The organism is Pseudonocardia alni, from assembly GCF_002813375.1.
GTDB lineage: Bacteria > Actinomycetota > Actinomycetes > Mycobacteriales > Pseudonocardiaceae > Pseudonocardia > Pseudonocardia alni.
Map to the genome: position 1 here is coordinate 4754707 of NZ_PHUJ01000003.1, position 15487 is coordinate 4770193.

Annotated in this window: 16 protein-coding genes; 14 read left to right on the top strand and 2 right to left on the bottom strand. The window is 74.9% G+C overall.

Annotated features, from left to right (window positions below):
- The first annotated feature begins 72 nt into the window (after positions 1 to 72).
- From ATL51_RS23405 to ATL51_RS23460, 12 genes are all read left to right on the top strand, one after another.
- On the top strand, positions 73 to 1293 hold the full coding sequence (locus ATL51_RS23405) for a cytochrome P450 (RefSeq protein ID WP_301549154.1): 1221 nt from the start codon (positions 73 to 75) through the stop codon (positions 1291 to 1293).
- A 61-nt stretch (positions 1294 to 1354) separates the two neighbouring features.
- Positions 1355 to 1789 (top strand): GNAT family N-acetyltransferase, encoded by a 435-nt coding sequence (locus ATL51_RS23410; RefSeq protein ID WP_073578306.1) that lies wholly within the window; start codon positions 1355 to 1357, stop codon positions 1787 to 1789.
- Between the two features lie 167 nt (positions 1790 to 1956).
- Positions 1957 to 4335, top strand: coding sequence for a hydrogen gas-evolving membrane-bound hydrogenase subunit E (gene mbhE, locus ATL51_RS23415; RefSeq protein ID WP_100879959.1), 2379 nt, complete (start codon positions 1957 to 1959; stop codon positions 4333 to 4335).
- A complete protein-coding gene (locus ATL51_RS23420) occupies positions 4332 to 4916 on the top strand; it encodes an MnhB domain-containing protein (protein ID WP_073578217.1) in 585 nt (194 codons plus the stop codon). The genes mbhE and ATL51_RS23420 overlap by 4 nt, the downstream gene beginning before the upstream one ends.
- Positions 4913 to 5371, top strand: coding sequence for a Na(+)/H(+) antiporter subunit C (locus ATL51_RS23425; protein WP_062400925.1), 459 nt, complete (start codon positions 4913 to 4915; stop codon positions 5369 to 5371). The genes ATL51_RS23420 and ATL51_RS23425 overlap by 4 nt, the downstream gene beginning before the upstream one ends.
- Before the next feature lie 41 nt (positions 5372 to 5412).
- Positions 5413 to 7008 carry a Na+/H+ antiporter subunit D gene (locus ATL51_RS23430; protein ID WP_202417703.1) on the top strand — a complete coding sequence of 532 codons (1596 nt, stop codon included), beginning with the start codon at positions 5413 to 5415 and terminating at the stop codon, positions 7006 to 7008.
- On the top strand, positions 7005 to 7805 hold the full coding sequence (locus tag ATL51_RS23435; RefSeq protein WP_083659107.1) for a Na+/H+ antiporter subunit E: 801 nt from the start codon (positions 7005 to 7007) through the stop codon (positions 7803 to 7805). Before ATL51_RS23430 ends, ATL51_RS23435 begins: the two co-directional genes overlap by 4 nt.
- Positions 7802 to 8068: a monovalent cation/H+ antiporter complex subunit F gene (locus tag ATL51_RS23440; protein ID WP_062400930.1), complete on the top strand. Its 267-nt coding sequence runs from the start codon at positions 7802 to 7804 to the stop codon at positions 8066 to 8068. The genes ATL51_RS23435 and ATL51_RS23440 overlap by 4 nt, the downstream gene beginning before the upstream one ends.
- Positions 8050 to 8508, top strand: coding sequence for a monovalent cation/H(+) antiporter subunit G (mnhG, locus tag ATL51_RS23445; protein WP_322789691.1), 459 nt, complete (start codon positions 8050 to 8052; stop codon positions 8506 to 8508). Before ATL51_RS23440 ends, mnhG begins: the two co-directional genes overlap by 19 nt.
- A 79-nt stretch (positions 8509 to 8587) precedes the next feature.
- Positions 8588 to 9112, top strand: coding sequence for a gamma carbonic anhydrase family protein (locus tag ATL51_RS23450; RefSeq protein ID WP_100879960.1), 525 nt, complete (start codon positions 8588 to 8590; stop codon positions 9110 to 9112).
- Entirely contained in the window at positions 9109 to 9789 is a 681-nt protein-coding gene (locus ATL51_RS23455; RefSeq protein ID WP_100879961.1) for a uracil-DNA glycosylase, read from the top strand. The genes ATL51_RS23450 and ATL51_RS23455 overlap by 4 nt, the downstream gene beginning before the upstream one ends.
- A 10-nt stretch (positions 9790 to 9799) precedes the next feature.
- Positions 9800 to 10405 (top strand): DUF1707 SHOCT-like domain-containing protein, encoded by a 606-nt coding sequence (locus ATL51_RS23460; protein ID WP_301549156.1) that lies wholly within the window; start codon positions 9800 to 9802, stop codon positions 10403 to 10405.
- Positions 10406 to 10477: 72 nt separating this feature from the next.
- Here the strand turns inward: ATL51_RS23460 and rpmB are convergent, their stop codons facing one another.
- Positions 10478 to 10669 carry a 50S ribosomal protein L28 gene (gene rpmB / locus ATL51_RS23465; protein WP_020627372.1) on the bottom strand — a complete coding sequence of 64 codons (192 nt, stop codon included), beginning with the start codon at positions 10667 to 10669 and terminating at the stop codon, positions 10478 to 10480.
- 157 nt (positions 10670 to 10826) lie between these two features.
- Here rpmB and ATL51_RS23470 point away from each other — a divergent pair, with 157 nt between their 5' ends.
- Positions 10827 to 12635, top strand: a complete 1809-nt coding sequence (locus ATL51_RS23470) for a DAK2 domain-containing protein (RefSeq protein WP_167410041.1) — start codon at positions 10827 to 10829, stop codon at positions 12633 to 12635.
- Positions 12636 to 14801 (top strand): ATP-dependent DNA helicase RecG, encoded by a 2166-nt coding sequence (gene recG, locus ATL51_RS23475; protein ID WP_073578211.1) that lies wholly within the window; start codon positions 12636 to 12638, stop codon positions 14799 to 14801.
- Positions 14802 to 14805: 4 nt separating this feature from the next.
- Here recG and ATL51_RS23480 read toward each other — a convergent pair whose 3' ends face one another.
- Positions 14806 to 15453 (bottom strand): hypothetical protein, encoded by a 648-nt coding sequence (locus ATL51_RS23480; RefSeq protein ID WP_100879963.1) that lies wholly within the window; start codon positions 15451 to 15453, stop codon positions 14806 to 14808.
- Positions 15454 to 15487 lie beyond the last annotated feature (34 nt).

Sequence of the window (15487 nt, forward strand, 5' to 3'; positions counted from 1 at the left end):
CGAGGACGGATCAACCCGATGTCCACCCCGGGACGGAGGCGGCCACCGGCCGGCGCTCGTACCGTCGGGCGGGTGACCACCACCACCGGTCCGGACGCCACGGACCTGCCGCGCCTCCCGTTCCCGCGCCACGACGTCCTCGAGCTCCCGCCGCTGTTCGACCGGCTGCGGGAGCGGTCCCCGATCACCCCGGTCCGGACCCCGGCCGGTGATGTCGCGTGGCTGGTCACCGGTTACGACGAGGCCCGCGCCCTGTTCGCCGACGACCGGCTCGGCCGCAGCCACCCCGAGCCGGAGCGGGCCGCGCGCATCTCCGACTCGATGATCTTCGGCGGGCCGAGCGGCGACTCACCGGAGACCGAGCGCGCGAACCACACCCTGATGCGCAGACTGCTCGCGCCCGCGTTCTCCGCGCGCCGGATGCGCAGGCTCTCCGGGCACGTCGCGGAGCTGGTGGCCCGGCAGCTCGACGTCGTCGAGGCCGCCGGTCCCGGCGCCGACCTGCACGAGCTGTTCTCCTTCCCGCTGCCGGTGCTGGTCATCTGCGAGCTGCTCGGCGTCCCCTACGACGACCGCGAGGAGTTCCGGCGCTGGTCCGGCGAGCTCGGGCTGCTCCACGACCGGCCCCGCGCCGAGGCCGCCGCGCAGGCACTGTTCGCCTACGTCCGCGGCCTCGTCGACCGCAAGGACGACGAGCCGGGGGAGGACGTGCTGTCGGACTTCGCCGCGCTCGGCTCGGCGCCGGAGCAGCGCGACCGGCTCGCCGCGCTCGGTGCCGGACTGCTGTTCGCCGGGCACGAGACGACGGTCGGGCGGATCGACACCGGCACCGTCCTGCTGCTGGACCGCCCGGGGGAGTGGGCGGCGCTCGCCGCGGACCCGGAGCGCGCCCCGGGGGCGGTCGAGGAGGTCCTGCGGCTGGCCGTGCCCAGCGGGGGCAACGGCGGCATCCCGCGCTACGCGCACGCCGACGTCGACATCGCCGGGGTGCACATCCCGGCGGGCGACGCGATCCTGCTCGCCCCGGGCGCGGCGAACCGGGACCCGCGGCACTTCGACGGGGCGACCGGGTTCGACGCCGGGAGGAAGTCCTCGCACCTCGCGTTCGGGCACGGGCCGTACTTCTGCGTGGGCGCGAGCCTGGCCCGGGTCGAGCTGACCGAGGTGTTCCGGGCGCTGCCCGCCCGGTTCCCGTCGCTGCGCCTCGCCGTGCCGCGCACCGAGCTGGAGCTGCGCTCGGACGTGCTCACCGGAGGGCTGCGTGCGCTGCCGGTCACCTGGGGCCGATCATGAGGACGTGGGGGAACTCGAACTGCGGGTGGCGGGGCTCGACCATCCGGACGTGACGCCACTGATGCGGCGGCTGCAGGCGTTCTACGGCGAGGTCTACGGCGACGGCGACGCCACCCCCGTCGACCCGGCCGACTTCCGGACCCCGTCCGGGTTGTTCCTGGTCGGCTACGACGACGGCGTCCCCGTCGCGACCGGGGCGTGGCGCGCCGTCGACGCCGACCCGGCCGACCCGGCGCGCCGTGACGGCGACGCCGAGCTGAAGCGGATGTACGTCGAGCCCGCCGCCCGCGGCCGGGGACACGCCCGGGCGGTACTCGTCGCGCTGGAGCGTGCGGCCGCCGCCGCCGGGCGTCGTCGCATGATCCTCGAGACGGGTGACGGCCAGCCCGCTGCGATCGCGCTGTACGAGACCAGCGGATACCGTCGGACCAGCAACTTCGGTGCGTACCGGAACGACCCCCGCTCCCGGTGCTTCGCCAAACCGCTCCCGGCGTGAGACTCGGTACGGTCACGGGCGAAACGTCCGGTTGCGCCGATAGGATGACCCCGGCGTCGTCGCCGCGTCCCTTCCGGTGATCGTGCGGCGGCCTCTTCCGGCGCTCCCCGGGTCCGGCCGTGACGTGAGCGGAACCGCTGGTCCGAACGACCCCGTGACCCCAGGAGGTGTCGGTGCTCGCCGTCGTGGCCGCCCATCTCGTCCTGGCGCTGTGCCTGCCCGCGCTCGCCCGGTACCACCGGCGGCTGGCGTTCGGCGCCGGCGCCGCCCTGCTCGCCGCCACCCTCGTGTGGGCGATGACGCAGGCCTCGACCGCACTCTCCGGCGGGGTGACCGACCGCGTCGAGTGGGCGCCCGAGCTGGGGCTGACGCTGAGCCTGCGGATGGACGCGCTCGCGATCGCGATGATCGTGCTCGTCTCCGGCGTCGGAGCGCTGATCATGATCTACGCGGCCTGGTACTTCGGACCGCGCTCCACCGACGCGGCCCGCTCCGCGGCGCTGCTGGTCGCCTTCGCCGGGATGATGCTCGGCCTGGTCCTGGCCGACGACCTGCTGACCCTCTACGTGTTCTGGGAACTGACGTCGCTGACGTCGTTCCTGCTCGTCGGGCAGGGCGGCCAGTACCGGGAGAACCGCCGCGCCGCGGTCCAGGCGCTCGTCGTGACCGTGTTCGGCGGGCTGGCGATGCTGCTCGGGATCGTGCTGCTGGGCCAGCTGGCCGGCACGTACTCGATCCCGGAGATCACCGCGGCCGCGACCTCCGCGACGCTCGCCCCCGACAGCCCGGTCGCGCTGTCGGTGTCGCTCGTGCTGATCCTGCTGGGCGCGCTGACCAAGTCCGCGCAGCTGCCGTTCCACCCCTGGCTCCCGTACGCGATGGCCGCCCCGACGCCGATCTCGGCGTACCTGCACGCGGCGTCGATGGTGAAGGCCGGGGTCGTGCTCGTCGCGCGGCTCGGGCCCGCGTTCTCGGTGCACCCCGTGTGGTGGGCGCCGGTCATGGTGCTCGGCCTCGCGACGATGGTGCTGGGCGGCTGGCGCGCGATGCGCCAGACCGACCTCAAGCGGCTGCTGGCCTTCGGCACCGTCTCCCAGCTCGGGTTCCTCATGGTGCTGTTCGGGTCCGGCTCGCGGGTGGCCGGGCTCGCCGGCATCGCGATGCTGCTGGCGCACGGCCTGTTCAAGGCGCCGCTGTTCATGGTGGTCGGGGCTATCGACAAGGCCTGCGGCACCCGTGACCTGCGGGAGCTGTGCGGTCTCGGGCGCCGCCGGCGCGGGCTGGCCGTCGTCGCCACGCTCGCCGGGCTGTCGATGGCGGGGCTCCCGCCGATGCTCGGCTTCGTCGGCAAGGAGGCCGCGTTCGAGGCGTTCGTGCTCGAGGGCGGCGTCCGCGGCTGGATCGCGGCGATCGGACTGGTCGCGGGCTCGCTGCTGACCGTCGCCTACACCGCACGGTTCCTGTGGGGCGCGTTCTCCACCAAGGGGCTGCACCCCACCGGCGGCGACCCGGTCCCGCTCGGCCTGTCCGGCCCGGCGTGGCTGTGCGCGCTGACCGGGATCGCGGCCGGGTTCGCCGCGCCGCTGGTCCAGCAGCTCGCCGCCTCCTACGCCGCGTCGCTGCCCCCGCTCGGCGACGCCTACGCCGCCCGCTACGAGCTGGCCCTGTGGCACACTCCCGGGCTGCCGCTGCTGTTCACCGGCGTCGCGCTGGCCGGCGGGCTCCTCCTGCACCGCTACGGACAGACCCTGACCGGGCACCTCTCGGTGCCACACGTGTCCGCCCAGCGGGGGTACGAGGCCGTCGTGACCGGGCTGGAGCGCTCGGCGATCACGGTCACCGGCCGGCTGCAGATCGGCTCGCTGCCGGTCTACCTCGGCTGCATCCTCGCGACACTGATCGCGCTGCCCGGCCCGGTCCTCGCCGTGACCGGCACGTTCCCGACCGACCAGGCGCCGTACCACTCGATCATGCAGGTCCCGGTCGGGCTGATGGTGATCGTCGCGGCGATCGCGCTGTGCCTGGCGCACCGCCGGTTCACCGCGGTGCTGCTGGTCGGCGCCGTCGGCTACGGCATCGGCGGCCTGTTCGTCATCGATGGTGCCCCCGACCTGGCGCTCGCCCAGTTCCTGGTCGAGACGCTCACCCTGGTGGCGTTCGTCTTCGTGCTGCGACGCCTGCCCGCCCACTTCGACGAGCCGGACAGCGAGCGCCGCGTCCGAGCCCCCAAGGCCGCGGTCGCCGCGGTCGGCGGCCTGCTCGTCGCGGGGATGGCCGTGGTGCTCTCCGGGGCCCGCACGCTGCCGCCCGCCACCACCGGGCCGTTCATCGCCGGCGCGCCGGAGGCCGGCGCGACCAACCTGATCAGCGCGATCCTGGTGGACTTCCGGGCGCTCGACACGGTCGGTGAGATCACCGTGCTGCTGATCTGTGCCGCCGGCACCGCGAGCCTGGTGCTCGCGACCCGTTACGACAAGAAGAAGGGCGGCACGGTCGTGCGCAGCGGCTCGGGATCGCCGAAGCACGAGCAGGAGGTGCTCGGATGACGGCCTCGCAGGAGAAGCCCGCACCCCCGCCGGGGGACGCCGAGAGCTGGGCCCGGATGGACCAGCCCAGCGGGCGGTGGATGCTCCCCGGCGCCTGCCCGGACGTCCGCGAGCGGACCCTCGTGCTAGAGGCCGCGGCCCGGCTGCTGTTCCCCGTGGTGCTGGTGTTCTCGGTGTTCCTGCTGCTGGAGGGCCACTACGGCCCCGGCGGCGGGTTCTCCGGCGGCCTGGTCGCCGGGCTCGCGTTCGTGCTGCGCCACATCGCGGGCGGCGACGACAACCTGGGCTCCCGGTTCCGGATCCGCCCGCCCGTGCTGGTCGGCACCGGGCTGATCGTCGCGGTGCTCACCGCACTGGCCCCGGTCGCCTGGGGCGATCCGGTGCTCGCCTCGGTCAAGTGGACCATCACCTTCGGCCCGTTCGGCTACCTCGACATCGTGACCAGCCTGCTGCTCGACGTCGGCGTCTACCTCCTGATCATCGGCGTGGTGCTCGACCTGCTGCGCTCGCTCGGCTCCGGCATCGCCCGCGACGCCCGCGAGGCCGGCGAGGACGTCCCGGGCGGAGGTGGCCGCGGATGAACACCACGATCAACCTGAGCATGGCGATCGTGCTCGCGGTGCTGTACTCGGTCGGGTTCTACCTGCTGATGCAGCGATCGCTCATGCGCATCCTGATCGGCATCGTGGTGCTCGGGCACGGCGCGAACCTGCTGCTGCAGGTCTCCGGCGGCCCGCCCGGCCGCGCCCCGATCCTCGACGCGGTGCTGCCCGAGCAGATCACCGACCCGCTCCCGCAGGCGCTGGCGTTGACCGCCATCGTCATCACCTTCGCCCTCACCACGCTGCTGCTGGCCCTGGGCTACCGCTCCTGGGTGCTCGTCGGGCACGACGAGGTGCAGGACGACGTGGAGGACCGCCGCATCGCCGACCGGCAGAAGCCCAAGGGCGCGATGGAGGAGGGCACCGCGGACGAGACCGACGCCGAGCCCGAGGACACCGCCGACTCCCACGAGCTCGAGGAGGGCCGCCGGTGACCCCGCTACAGGCCCTGGTCACGCTGCCGGTGCTGCTGCCCATGCTCGGTGCCGCGACCAGCGTCGTCGTCAGCCGCCGCGCCTCGGCCCAGCGGGTCATCGGCGTGGTGACCCTGACGCTGGTGTGCGTCGTCGCCGCCGTGCTGCTGGTCGCGGCCGACGCGAACGGCCCGGTCGTCGCCGAGCTCGGCGGCTGGTCGGCCCCGATGGGCATCGTGCTCGTCGCCGACCGGATGTCGGCGCTGCTGCTGCTCATCTCGACGGTGGTGACCCTCGCGGTGCTCGTCTACGCGATCGACCAGCGGATCTCCGACTACGGCCGGGAGACCGCCAGCACCACCTTCCACCCGATCTTCCTGCTGCTGTCGACGGGGGTGTCGCTGGCCTACCTGACCGGCGACCTGTTCACCCTGTTCGTCGCGTTCGAGATCATGCTGGCGTCGAGCTACGTGCTCATCACCCGGCGGACGTCGGCGTCGCGGATCCGGTCCGGCATGACCTACGTGATCGTGTCGCTGACCTCGTCGCTGCTGTTCCTCACCGCGGTGGGGCTCGTCTACGCCGCCACCGGCACGGTCAACCTGGCCGACCTCGCCGGGCGGATGGGCGCGCTGCCGGAGGGCCTGCGCGCGGTCCTGGCCCTGGTGCTGATCGTGGTGTTCGGCATCAAGGCGGCGATCGTGCCGCTGCACTTCTGGCTGCCCGACAGCTACCCGAACGCGCCCGCCCCGGTCACCGCGCTGTTCGCGGGCCTGCTCACCAAGGTCGGTATCTACGCGCTGCTGCGCACCCAGACGCTGGTGTTCCCGCAGGACAGCCCGTCGACGCTGCTGCTGGTGATCGCCGCCGTCACGATGGTGGTCGGGGCACTCGGCGCCGTCGCCCAGGACGACCTCAACCGGCTGCTGTCGTTCCTGCTGGTCAGCCACATCGGGTTCATGGTGTTCGGGCTCGCCCTGCACACCCCCGACGGCATCGCCGGGACCGGGCTCTACGTCGTCCACCACATCACGGTCCAGGCGACGTTGTTCCTGGTCAGCGGGCTCATCACCCGGCGGACCGGGACGGTGTCGATCTCCCAGATGGGTGGGCTGGCCCAGCGGGCACCGCACCTGGCCGTGCTGTTCGCGATCCCCGCGATCACCCTCGCCGGGCTGCCACCCACCTCGGGGTTCGTCGCGAAGCTCGCGCTTCTGCAGGCCGGTGCGGGCGCGGGCCCCGCCGGGGCGCTGGTCGCCGCCGTCGTCGTGCTGGCGAGCCTGCTGACCCTCTACGCCGTCGCCCGGGTCTGGGTGCGGGTGTTCTGGGGCGCGCCCAAGGAGCCCCTCGCCGACGACGACCCGAACGACGAGCTCGTCGTCGGGACCGCGCGCAGCGCCCGCGGCATGTACGTCGGCGCGTCCGCGCTGGTCGTGGTCAGCGTCGCGATCGCCCTGTTCGCCGGCCCGCTGTCCGGGGTGACCGCCCGGGCCGGGGTGGACCTGCACGACCGGACCGGCTACACCGACGCCGTCCTCGGGCCGGGCGCCGACCCCGGCAGCGGTGGGACCATCAGCGCCGACGGCCGGCCCGGCGACGTCGACGGGAACACGACCGTGCGGACCGCGGCCGGCGACACCCCGGAGGTGACCCCGTGAGCGAGCAGACCCCGAGCCGCGGTGGCGCGGGCACGGCCGACGGCCCGGACCCGCAGGACCGCCCCGACGGCGACGACCGCGAGGACCGGGTGCTGTCCTCGCCGGAGGCTCGCCGGGAGGCCGAGATGGGAGCGGCCGAGGTCGGCGACCCGCCCGAGCCCGACCACGCCCCCACCCCCGCCCGGGTGCCCCCGCCGGCCCCCGACTCCGTCGCCGAGCCGACGGGTGCGAGCTCCCGGGGCGGGAGCGTGCGCAGGCGGGTCCCGCAGGTGCTCGCGCTGGCGCTGGTGTGGGTGCTGCTGTGGGGGAGTCTCTCCCCGGCTGCGATCGTGGGCGGGCTGCTCGTCGGTGCCGCGGTCACGGCGGTCTTCCCGCTGCCGCTACTGCCCGAGCCGCTCCCGATCCGCCCGTGGAAGCTGCTGCGGCTGCTGGGTTTCCTGGTCTCGGACCTGGTCGTCTCCGGCATCCGGGTCAGCATGGTGACGCTGCGGCACGGGCCGCGCGCCCGGTCCGGGATCGTCGGGCTGCCGCTGTGCACCGGCTCGGACCGCACCGCGACGACGATCGTCGCGGCCTGCGCGCTGTCCCCGGGCAGCTTCACGCTGCAGATCGACCGCGCCCGGCACCGCTGGTACGTCTACGCACTCGGCCTGCACCGACCCGGCGCCGTCGAACGGACTCGCCGGGACATGATGCGGCTGCAGATGCGGGTCATCGACGCCGTCGGCAGCCAGGAGGACCGGGATCGGTGCGCCGCCGCGGTCACCGCCGAGGACGCGGGGAGGAACGACCGGTGACCGTCGTCCACACGCTGGTACTGATCATGCTGACCGCCGCGGCGGCGCTGACGATGTGGCGGCTCCTGAAGGGCCCCACCACGCTGGACCGCATCGCGGCCCTGGACGTGTTCGTCGTGCTGATCGTGGCGGCGGCCGCGGTGTACGCGGCGATCTACTCCGACGGGTCGAACATCCCGCTGCTGGCCGCGGTCGCGCTGATCGCGCTGGTCGGCTCGGCGACGGCGGCCCGCCTGGTCGAACGATGGGAGCGGCACCGCTGATGGGCGTGCACGACGTGCTCGATGTGGTCTCCGCCACGCTGATGCTTGCCGGTGGGCTGTCCTGCCTGCTCGGCGCGCTCGGGCTGGTCCGGCTGCCGGACCTGCCCGCCCGGCTGCAGGCCACCACCAAGCCGCAGACCCTGGGGCTGCTGCTGATCCTGCTGGGCGTCGCGGTGAACCTGGAGTTCGAGAACTCCTCGACGCTGATCCTGGTGGTGCTGTTCCAGGTGCTGACGGCGCCGGTCATCTCGCAGGTGGTCGGTCGCTCGGCCTACCGCAGCGGCGCGATCGACCGGGACGCACTCGTCGTCGACGACCTGGGGGAGGACATCGACGCCGACGCGCGCGCCCGGGAGGTGCGGACGGTTCAGCCGTCGTCGCCGGAGCCGGGTCCGTCCTCGCGCAGCGTCGACGGGGTCGACCGGGCACCGGAGCGGTAGGACGGCCGCCCCGGGGGGCGACGCACACGGTTCGGGGCCCCCGGCGTGGCGGTCCGCGGGCGCTTCGTACCCTCGCGGTGTGCCTCTGTACGCGCTCGGTGACGCCGAACCGGACATCCACCCGACCGCCTACGTCCATCCGGACGCCGTCGTGATCGGCAACGTGACGCTGGGCCCGGAGTCCACCGTCTGGCCCACCGCGGTGCTGCGCGGTGACGACGGCCGGATCGAGGTCGGTGCCCGCAGCAGCATCCAGGACGGGTCGATCATCCACACGACCCTGCGGGAGCCGACGATCATCGGGGACGAGGTGACCGTCGGGCACAACGTGCACATCGAGGCGGCCACCATCGGCAACCGGGCGCTCATCTCGTCGGGCTCGGTGGTGCTGAACGGCTCGACGATCGGCGAGGGCGCGGTCGTCGCCGCCGGCGCGGTGGTGTCGCCGAAGGCCGACGTGCCCGCGTACCGGATGGCGCTGGGCGTGCCCGCCCGCGTCCGCGACGGTTACGAGGTGCCCGCCGACCGCTGGCGGTACGCCGTGGAGTCCTACGTCGACCGGGGCCGCCGCTTCGCGTCGCAGCTGCGCCGGCTGGAGGGCTGATGGCCAAGCCGCTGAACGAGGTCGTCGAGGCCGGGTGGGCCCAGGCCCTGGAACCGGTCGCCGAGACGATCACCGCGATGGGCGAGTTCCTGCGCGCCGAGATCGCCGCGGGCCGCCGTTACCTGCCCGCCGGGGCGAACGTGCTGCGCGCGTTCCAGCAGCCCTTCGACGAGGTCCGGGTGCTGCTCGTCGGACAGGACCCGTACCCGACCCCGGGCCACGCGGTCGGGCTGTCGTTCTCCGTCGCCCCCGAGACCCGCCCGCTGCCGCGCTCGCTGCAGAACATCTTCCGCGAGTACGCCGAGGACCTCGGGCACCCGGCGCCCACCTCCGGTGACCTGACCCCGTGGACCGAGCAGGGCGTGCTGCTGCTCAACCGGTGCCTGACCGTCGCCCCCGGGGAGCCGGCCTCGCACCGCAACAAGGGCTGGGAGGAGGTCACCGAGCAGGCGATCCGCGCCCTGGTGGCCCGCGACGCCGAGCCGATGGTCGCGATCCTGTGGGGCCGCGACGCCCGCGACCTCGCTCCGCTGCTGGAGGACGTGCCGACGATCGAGTCGGCCCACCCGTCGCCGATGTCGGCCGACCGCGGCTTCTTCGGGTCGCGGCCCTTCAGCCGGGCCAACGACCTGCTGGAGGAGATCGGCGGGGAACCCGTCGACTGGAAGCTGCCCTAGGCTGGACCGGGTGGACGACCCGGGGGACATGCGCATATCGGATGCCGACCGTGAGGCGGCGGCCCGCCGGCTGCACGACGCGGTCGGCGAGGGCCGCATCACGTTGAGCGAGCTGGAGGAACGGCTCGACGCGGTCTACGCCGCGCGCGTCGCCCGGGACCTGGAGCCGCCGCTGGCGGACCTGCCGGGCGGGCTGCCGCCGTCGGTCACCGCTCTGGCGCCCGTCCCCGCCCGTCCGCCCGCGCCGTCGGAGCGGGTGCGGCTGACGACCGCGGCGGGGACGATCAAGCGCACCGGGGACTGGCAGGTTCCCGCGGCGCTGCACCTGTCGTCGTCGATGGGGACCATCCACCTCGACCTGTCCGAGGTGCGGTCGCTGCCGCCGCGGATCGACGTCGAGGTCGCACTCGGGATGGGCGAGGTCGTGCTGGTCCTGCCCGAGGGCGGCACCGCCGACGTCGACGGCACGAAGGCGTCCTGGGGCGAGGTGAAGACCCGGGTGCCATCGACGCCCGGGGCGGCCGGGCCGCACCTCGTGGTGCACGGCAAGGTCGGCATGGGCTCGGTCACCGTGCGCGGGGCACGCCGCAGCTGGTGGCGCTCCGTGGTCGGCTGAGCCGAGCCCGGGAACGACGAAGGCCCGGTCCCCAGGGGACCGGGCCTCGATCGTGGTTCGGGTCTCGCGCACTCAGACGCGGGTCACCTTGCCCGCCTTCAGGCAGGAGGTGCAGGCGTTGATCCGACGGCGGTTGCCGCCGTTGATCGCGGCGCGCACCGTCTGGATGTTGGGGTTCCAGCGGCGGTGGGTGCGGCGGTGCGAGTGCGAGACGGACATGCCGAAGCCCGGACCCTTGCCACAGACGTCGCAGACGGCAGCCACGTCGGACACTCCTCGGGTTGACGAACAGATTCACGAACAGATTCTCGGCACGGACGTGCCGAGGCTCGGCCTTCAATTCTAGCCACGCCCGTGTCGTGACCGGCGCGCGGGGCCGTCCCGCGGCACCGGAGGCCTCCGCGCACCTAGTGTGGGGCCCGTGGCCTCGCCGTTCGACCCCGCGCTGCTGCGCCGCTGGATCGACGCCGCCGCCGAGCGGCTCACCGCCGGCCGGGCCGAGATCGACCGCATCAACGTCTTCCCGGTCGCCGACCACGACACCGGGTCGAACCTGCTGCTGACCGCCCGTGCGGCTGCCTCGGCCCCGCTGGACGGGGACTCCCCGGCCGCCGATGCCCCCGCCGCGGACCCCGCCGCCGAGGACGTCCGGCCGGTGCGTGCCGCGGCGGCCCTGGCCGCGGCCGCGGTGCGCGGGGCCCGCGGGAACTCCGGTCTGATCCTGTCCCAGCTGTTCCGGGGCCTGGCCGAGGAGCTGGAGGCCGCGGCCGCACGACGGCCGAACACCCCGGCCGGTGAGTTGCTCGCCGGGGCGCTGCGGCGGGCCGCGGCGCTGGCGGCCGTCGCGGTGTCCGCGCCGCGCCCGGGGACCGCGCTCACCGTGCTCGACGCCGCAGCCGCAGCCGTGGCGGCGCGGGTGGCGGCCGGGGCGGCCACCGGGCCGTCCTCCGCCGGTGCGGAGCTCACCCGGGTCGCCGACCTGCCCGACCCGTCCGGCCGCGCCGACCCGTCCGGCCGCGCCGACCCGTCCGGCCGCGCCGACCCGTCCGGCCGCGCCGACCCCGACGGCGGGGGCCTCGACACGACCGGTGCGCTCGCCGAGGCCGCCCGGGTGGCCGCGGACGCGGCTCGGGCCGCGCTGGCCCGGGCCACCGGGCGCCCACCCGAGCTGGTGCGGGCCGGGGTCGTCGACGCGGGCGGGCTGGGCCTGGTCGTCGTGCTGGACGCGCTGGTCGCCGCGGCGGGCGGCGATCCGGGGCCGCCGCCGTCGTCGCAGGTGGGGACGCCCGGTCCGGCCTCGACGGTCACCGCCGACGGCGAACTCGTGCCGTGGGTGCCCCAGCCGGTCTACGAGGTCACCTACTGGCTGCCCGGGCCCGACCCGGCCGCGCTGGAGACGCTGCGTGCCCGGCTCGCCGGGCTCGGGGACTCGGTCGGTCTCGCCGGGGACGGCGGTGGCGGGGTGATGGTGCACGTGCACACCACCGAGGCCGGGCCCGCGGTCGAGGCGGGACTGGCGGTCGGGCGCCCGTCGGGGATCCGGATCGAGGCGTTGCCGCCGGCGCCGCCGACCCGGGACCGCGCGGTCCTGCTGATGATCGAGAGCAGCGGGGCCGGGGCGCTGGCCCGGGCCGCGGGCGGGAACGTGCTGGTCGCCGACCCGGACCCGACCGTCGACGAGGTCCTGGCCGCGATCCGCGCGACCGGCGCCGAGCACGTCGTGGTGCTGCCGTGCGCGACGCACCGGCGCACGGTCACCGAGACCGCGGCCGAGCGGGTGCGGTTCGAGGGCATCGACGTGGTGGTGATCCCGGCGAGCTCGGTGCTGCAGGGCCTGGCCGCGCTCGCGGTGCACGACCCGGCCCGTCGCGCCCCGGACGACGTCGTCGCGATGGCCGAGGCCGCGGCCGCCACCCGGACCGGTGGGCTGGCCGTCGCGGAGGCCGAGGCGCTCACCTGGGCCGGTCCCTGCCGCCCGGGGGAGATCCTCGGGATCTCCGACGGCGAGGTCGTGCTGATCGCCCCGGATCTCGCTGTCGGTGCCCTGTGGTTGGCTCACCGCATGCTCACTCCGGGTGGGGAGCTGGTGACCGTGCTGCTCGGCTCGGCCGCCCCCGACGAGCTCGGGGAGCGGTTCGCCGAGGACCTGCGCCGCACCCACCCGGAGGTCGACGTCGTGGTGCACCGGGGGGAGCAGGGCGACTACCCGCTGGTGCTGGGAGTGGAGTAGATGGACGACGGGTTCGACCTCGACAGCAGGCTCGACGGGCCGCTCGGGCGCAAGGCCGCCGACGCGCTGGCCCCGCTCGGGCTGGAGACCGTCGGGGACCTGCTGCGGCACTACCCGCGGCGCTACGTCGACCGCGGCCGGCTCACCGAGATCGCCGGGCTGGTCGCGGGCGAGCACGTCACCGTCGTCGCGGCGGTGGCGCGCGCCGAGCTGCGGGAGATGCGCAACCGGCGCGGGAAGATGCTCAAGGCCGTCATCCGGGACGAGAAGGGCGGCGAGCTCGACGCCACCTTCTTCAACGGCTGGAAGCTGCAGGGCTTCATCAAGCAGGGCGTCGTCGGCGTCTTCTCCGGCAAGGTCGGGGTGTTCAACAACCGGCTGCAGCTGACCCACCCGCAGTTCGAGGAGATCGAGGAGAGCGACTCGCTGCGCCCGTTCCTGTCGGTCTACCCGGCGAACGCGAAGGTGACCTCGCAGGCCATCGCGCGCTCGGTGCGCCAGGTCCTGGAGCAGATCGACGACCCGACCGACCCGCTGCCCGAGTCGCTGCGCGAGCGGGAGAAGCTGCCCGAGCTGGGGCGGGCGCTGCGGCGCATCCACGTGCCGGAGACCGAGGCCGACCTGTTCGCCGCCCGGCACCGTCTGGTGTGGGACGAGGCGCTCGGTGTGCAGCTGGCGCTCGCGCTCCGGCGGGAGGCCGCCGTCGCGCGGCCTGCCCCGGTGTGCCCGCGCCGCGACGACGGCCTGCTCGCCGCGTTCGACGCGGGCCTCCCGTTCCCGCTGACCGAGGGCCAGCAGGAGGTCGGCGAGCAGGTCGCCGCGGACCTCGCCCGCGAGTACCCGATGAACCGCCTCGTGCAGGGCGACGTCGGCGCGGGCAAGACGATCGTCGCGCTGCGGGCGATGCTGCAGGCCGTCGACGCGGGCACCCAGGCCGCGATGCTGGCCCCCACCGAGGTCCTCGCCGCCCAGCACGCCCGCTCGCTGCGCGCGATGCTCGGCGCGCTCGGTCGCGGCGGCGAGCTCGGCGCGGGGGAGGACGCGACCGCGGTGACACTGCTGACCGGGTCGATGGGGGCGAAGGCCAAGCGGCAGGCGCTGCTCGACGCGCAGTCCGGGGCGGCGGGGATCGTCGTCGGGACCCACGCGCTGATCCAGGACACCGTCGGGTTCGCCGAGCTGGGGCTGGTCGTGGTCGACGAGCAGCACCGGTTCGGGGTGGAGCAGCGCGACGCGCTGCGCGCCCGCGGCGAGAAGGCCCCGCACATGCTGGTCATGACGGCCACGCCGATCCCGCGCACCGTGGCCATGACCGTCTACGGGGACCTGGCGGTGTCCGAGCTGAAGGGGTTGCCGAAGGGCCGCTCCCCGGTCGCGACGACGGTCGTGCCGCTGGCCGAGCACCCGTCGTGGATCGAGCGGGTGTGGCAGCGGATCCGCGAGGAGGTCGAGGCGGGCCACCAGTGCTACGTCGTGTGCCCCCGGGTCGGCGGGACGGAGAAGGAGGACGCCGAGGAGCCCCCGCCGGACGACGACGGCGGCGAGGAGCGGCGCGCCCCGCTCGCGGTGCTCGACATCGCCCCGCTGATCGAGGAGAAGCTGGCCGGGCTGCGGGTCGGGATCCTGCACGGCAAGCTCCCGCCGGAGGAGAAGGACACCGTGATGCGGGCCTTCGAACGCGCCGAGCTCGACGTGCTCGTCGCGACCACGGTGATCGAGGTCGGCGTCGACGTGCCGAACGCGACCGGGATCGTGCTGCTCGACGCGGACCGCTTCGGCCTGTCCCAGCTGCACCAGCTGCGCGGCCGGGTCGGCCGGGGCAGCGCACCCGGCCTGTGCCTGCTGGTCACCGACATGCCCGCCGCGACCGCCGCCCGCGAACGGCTCGACGCGATCGCCGGGACCACCGACGGCTTCGAGCTGGCCCGCCTCGACCTGGAGCTGCGCCGCGAGGGCGACGTGCTCGGGTCGAGCCAGTCCGGCTCCCGCTCGGGGCTCAAGCTGCTGTCGCTGCTGCGCCACGGCGAGGTCATCGAGAAGGCCCAGGTGTACGCCCGGCACCTGGTCGCCGACGACCCGGGCCTGGCCGGCCACCCGCGGCTGCGGGACCTGGTGGGGGAGACCCTCGGCGACGAGGAGCGGGCCGCCTACCTGGACAAGTCCTGACCGGTCACGGCCCGGGGAGCTCGCCCCGGGCCGCGGCGTCCAGCCGGGCGCGGGCCGGGCGGGGCAGGTGTACCCGTCCGGACCGTTCCAGCCGGTCCAGCTCGACGCGGGCGCGGCCGTAGGCGGCGAGCCGCTCGGGTTCGGAGTCGGAGTCCCGCGCGGTGGTCAGCAGCTTCACCACCCGCTCGACGGTGCGCCGCTCCCCGGGGTCCAGCCCGGCGAGCCGGATCCGGTCGGCGGCGTCGACCGCGGCGGTCCAGGCGCGGCGGGCGGCGTCGACGGCGCGCACGTGGGTCCCGGCGTGCGGCTCGCCCGGGTAGCCGTCGGTGTCCAGCGCCTGGGCCTCGGCGAACGCGTCGACGAACCGGGCGGTGGCCGCCACCGTGGTGTCCGACAGCGCGGGGCGGCGCAGCACGGCCAGCGGGTCGGCCTCGTGCGCGGCGAACTCCGCGCGCAGCCGCTGGAACTCCGCCCGCGCGCGTCGCCACGCCTGCTCCGCGGCAACGGCCTCGGACGACAGCACGGGACGTGCGCTCGGTTCCGGGGCGGGGCCGGGACCGGGGCCGCGGTCGGCGCGCAGCCGCCGGTAGGCGCCGACCACGGCCATCACCAGCAGCGCGAACGACAGCAGCTGGAACACCACGGCCACCACGCCACCACCTCCCCGCCGCGCCGGCCGACGGGGC

Bases quoted from the DNA above. Each gene is read 5' to 3' on its own strand.
- ATL51_RS23410 (WP_073578306.1), top strand. From the start codon at position 1,355: ATGCGGCGGCTGCAGGCGTTCTACGGCGAGGTCTACGGCGACGGCGAC.
- ATL51_RS23420 (WP_073578217.1), top strand. From the start codon at position 4,332: ATGACGGCCTCGCAGGAGAAGCCCGCACCCCCGCCGGGGGACGCCGAG.
- ATL51_RS23425 (WP_062400925.1), top strand. From the start codon at position 4,913: ATGAACACCACGATCAACCTGAGCATGGCGATCGTGCTCGCGGTGCTG.
- ATL51_RS23430 (WP_202417703.1), top strand. From the start codon at position 5,413: ATGCTCGGTGCCGCGACCAGCGTCGTCGTCAGCCGCCGCGCCTCGGCC.
- mnhG (WP_322789691.1), top strand. From the start codon at position 8,050: ATGGGAGCGGCACCGCTGATGGGCGTGCACGACGTGCTCGATGTGGTC.
- recG (WP_073578211.1), top strand. From the start codon at position 12,636: ATGGACGACGGGTTCGACCTCGACAGCAGGCTCGACGGGCCGCTCGGG.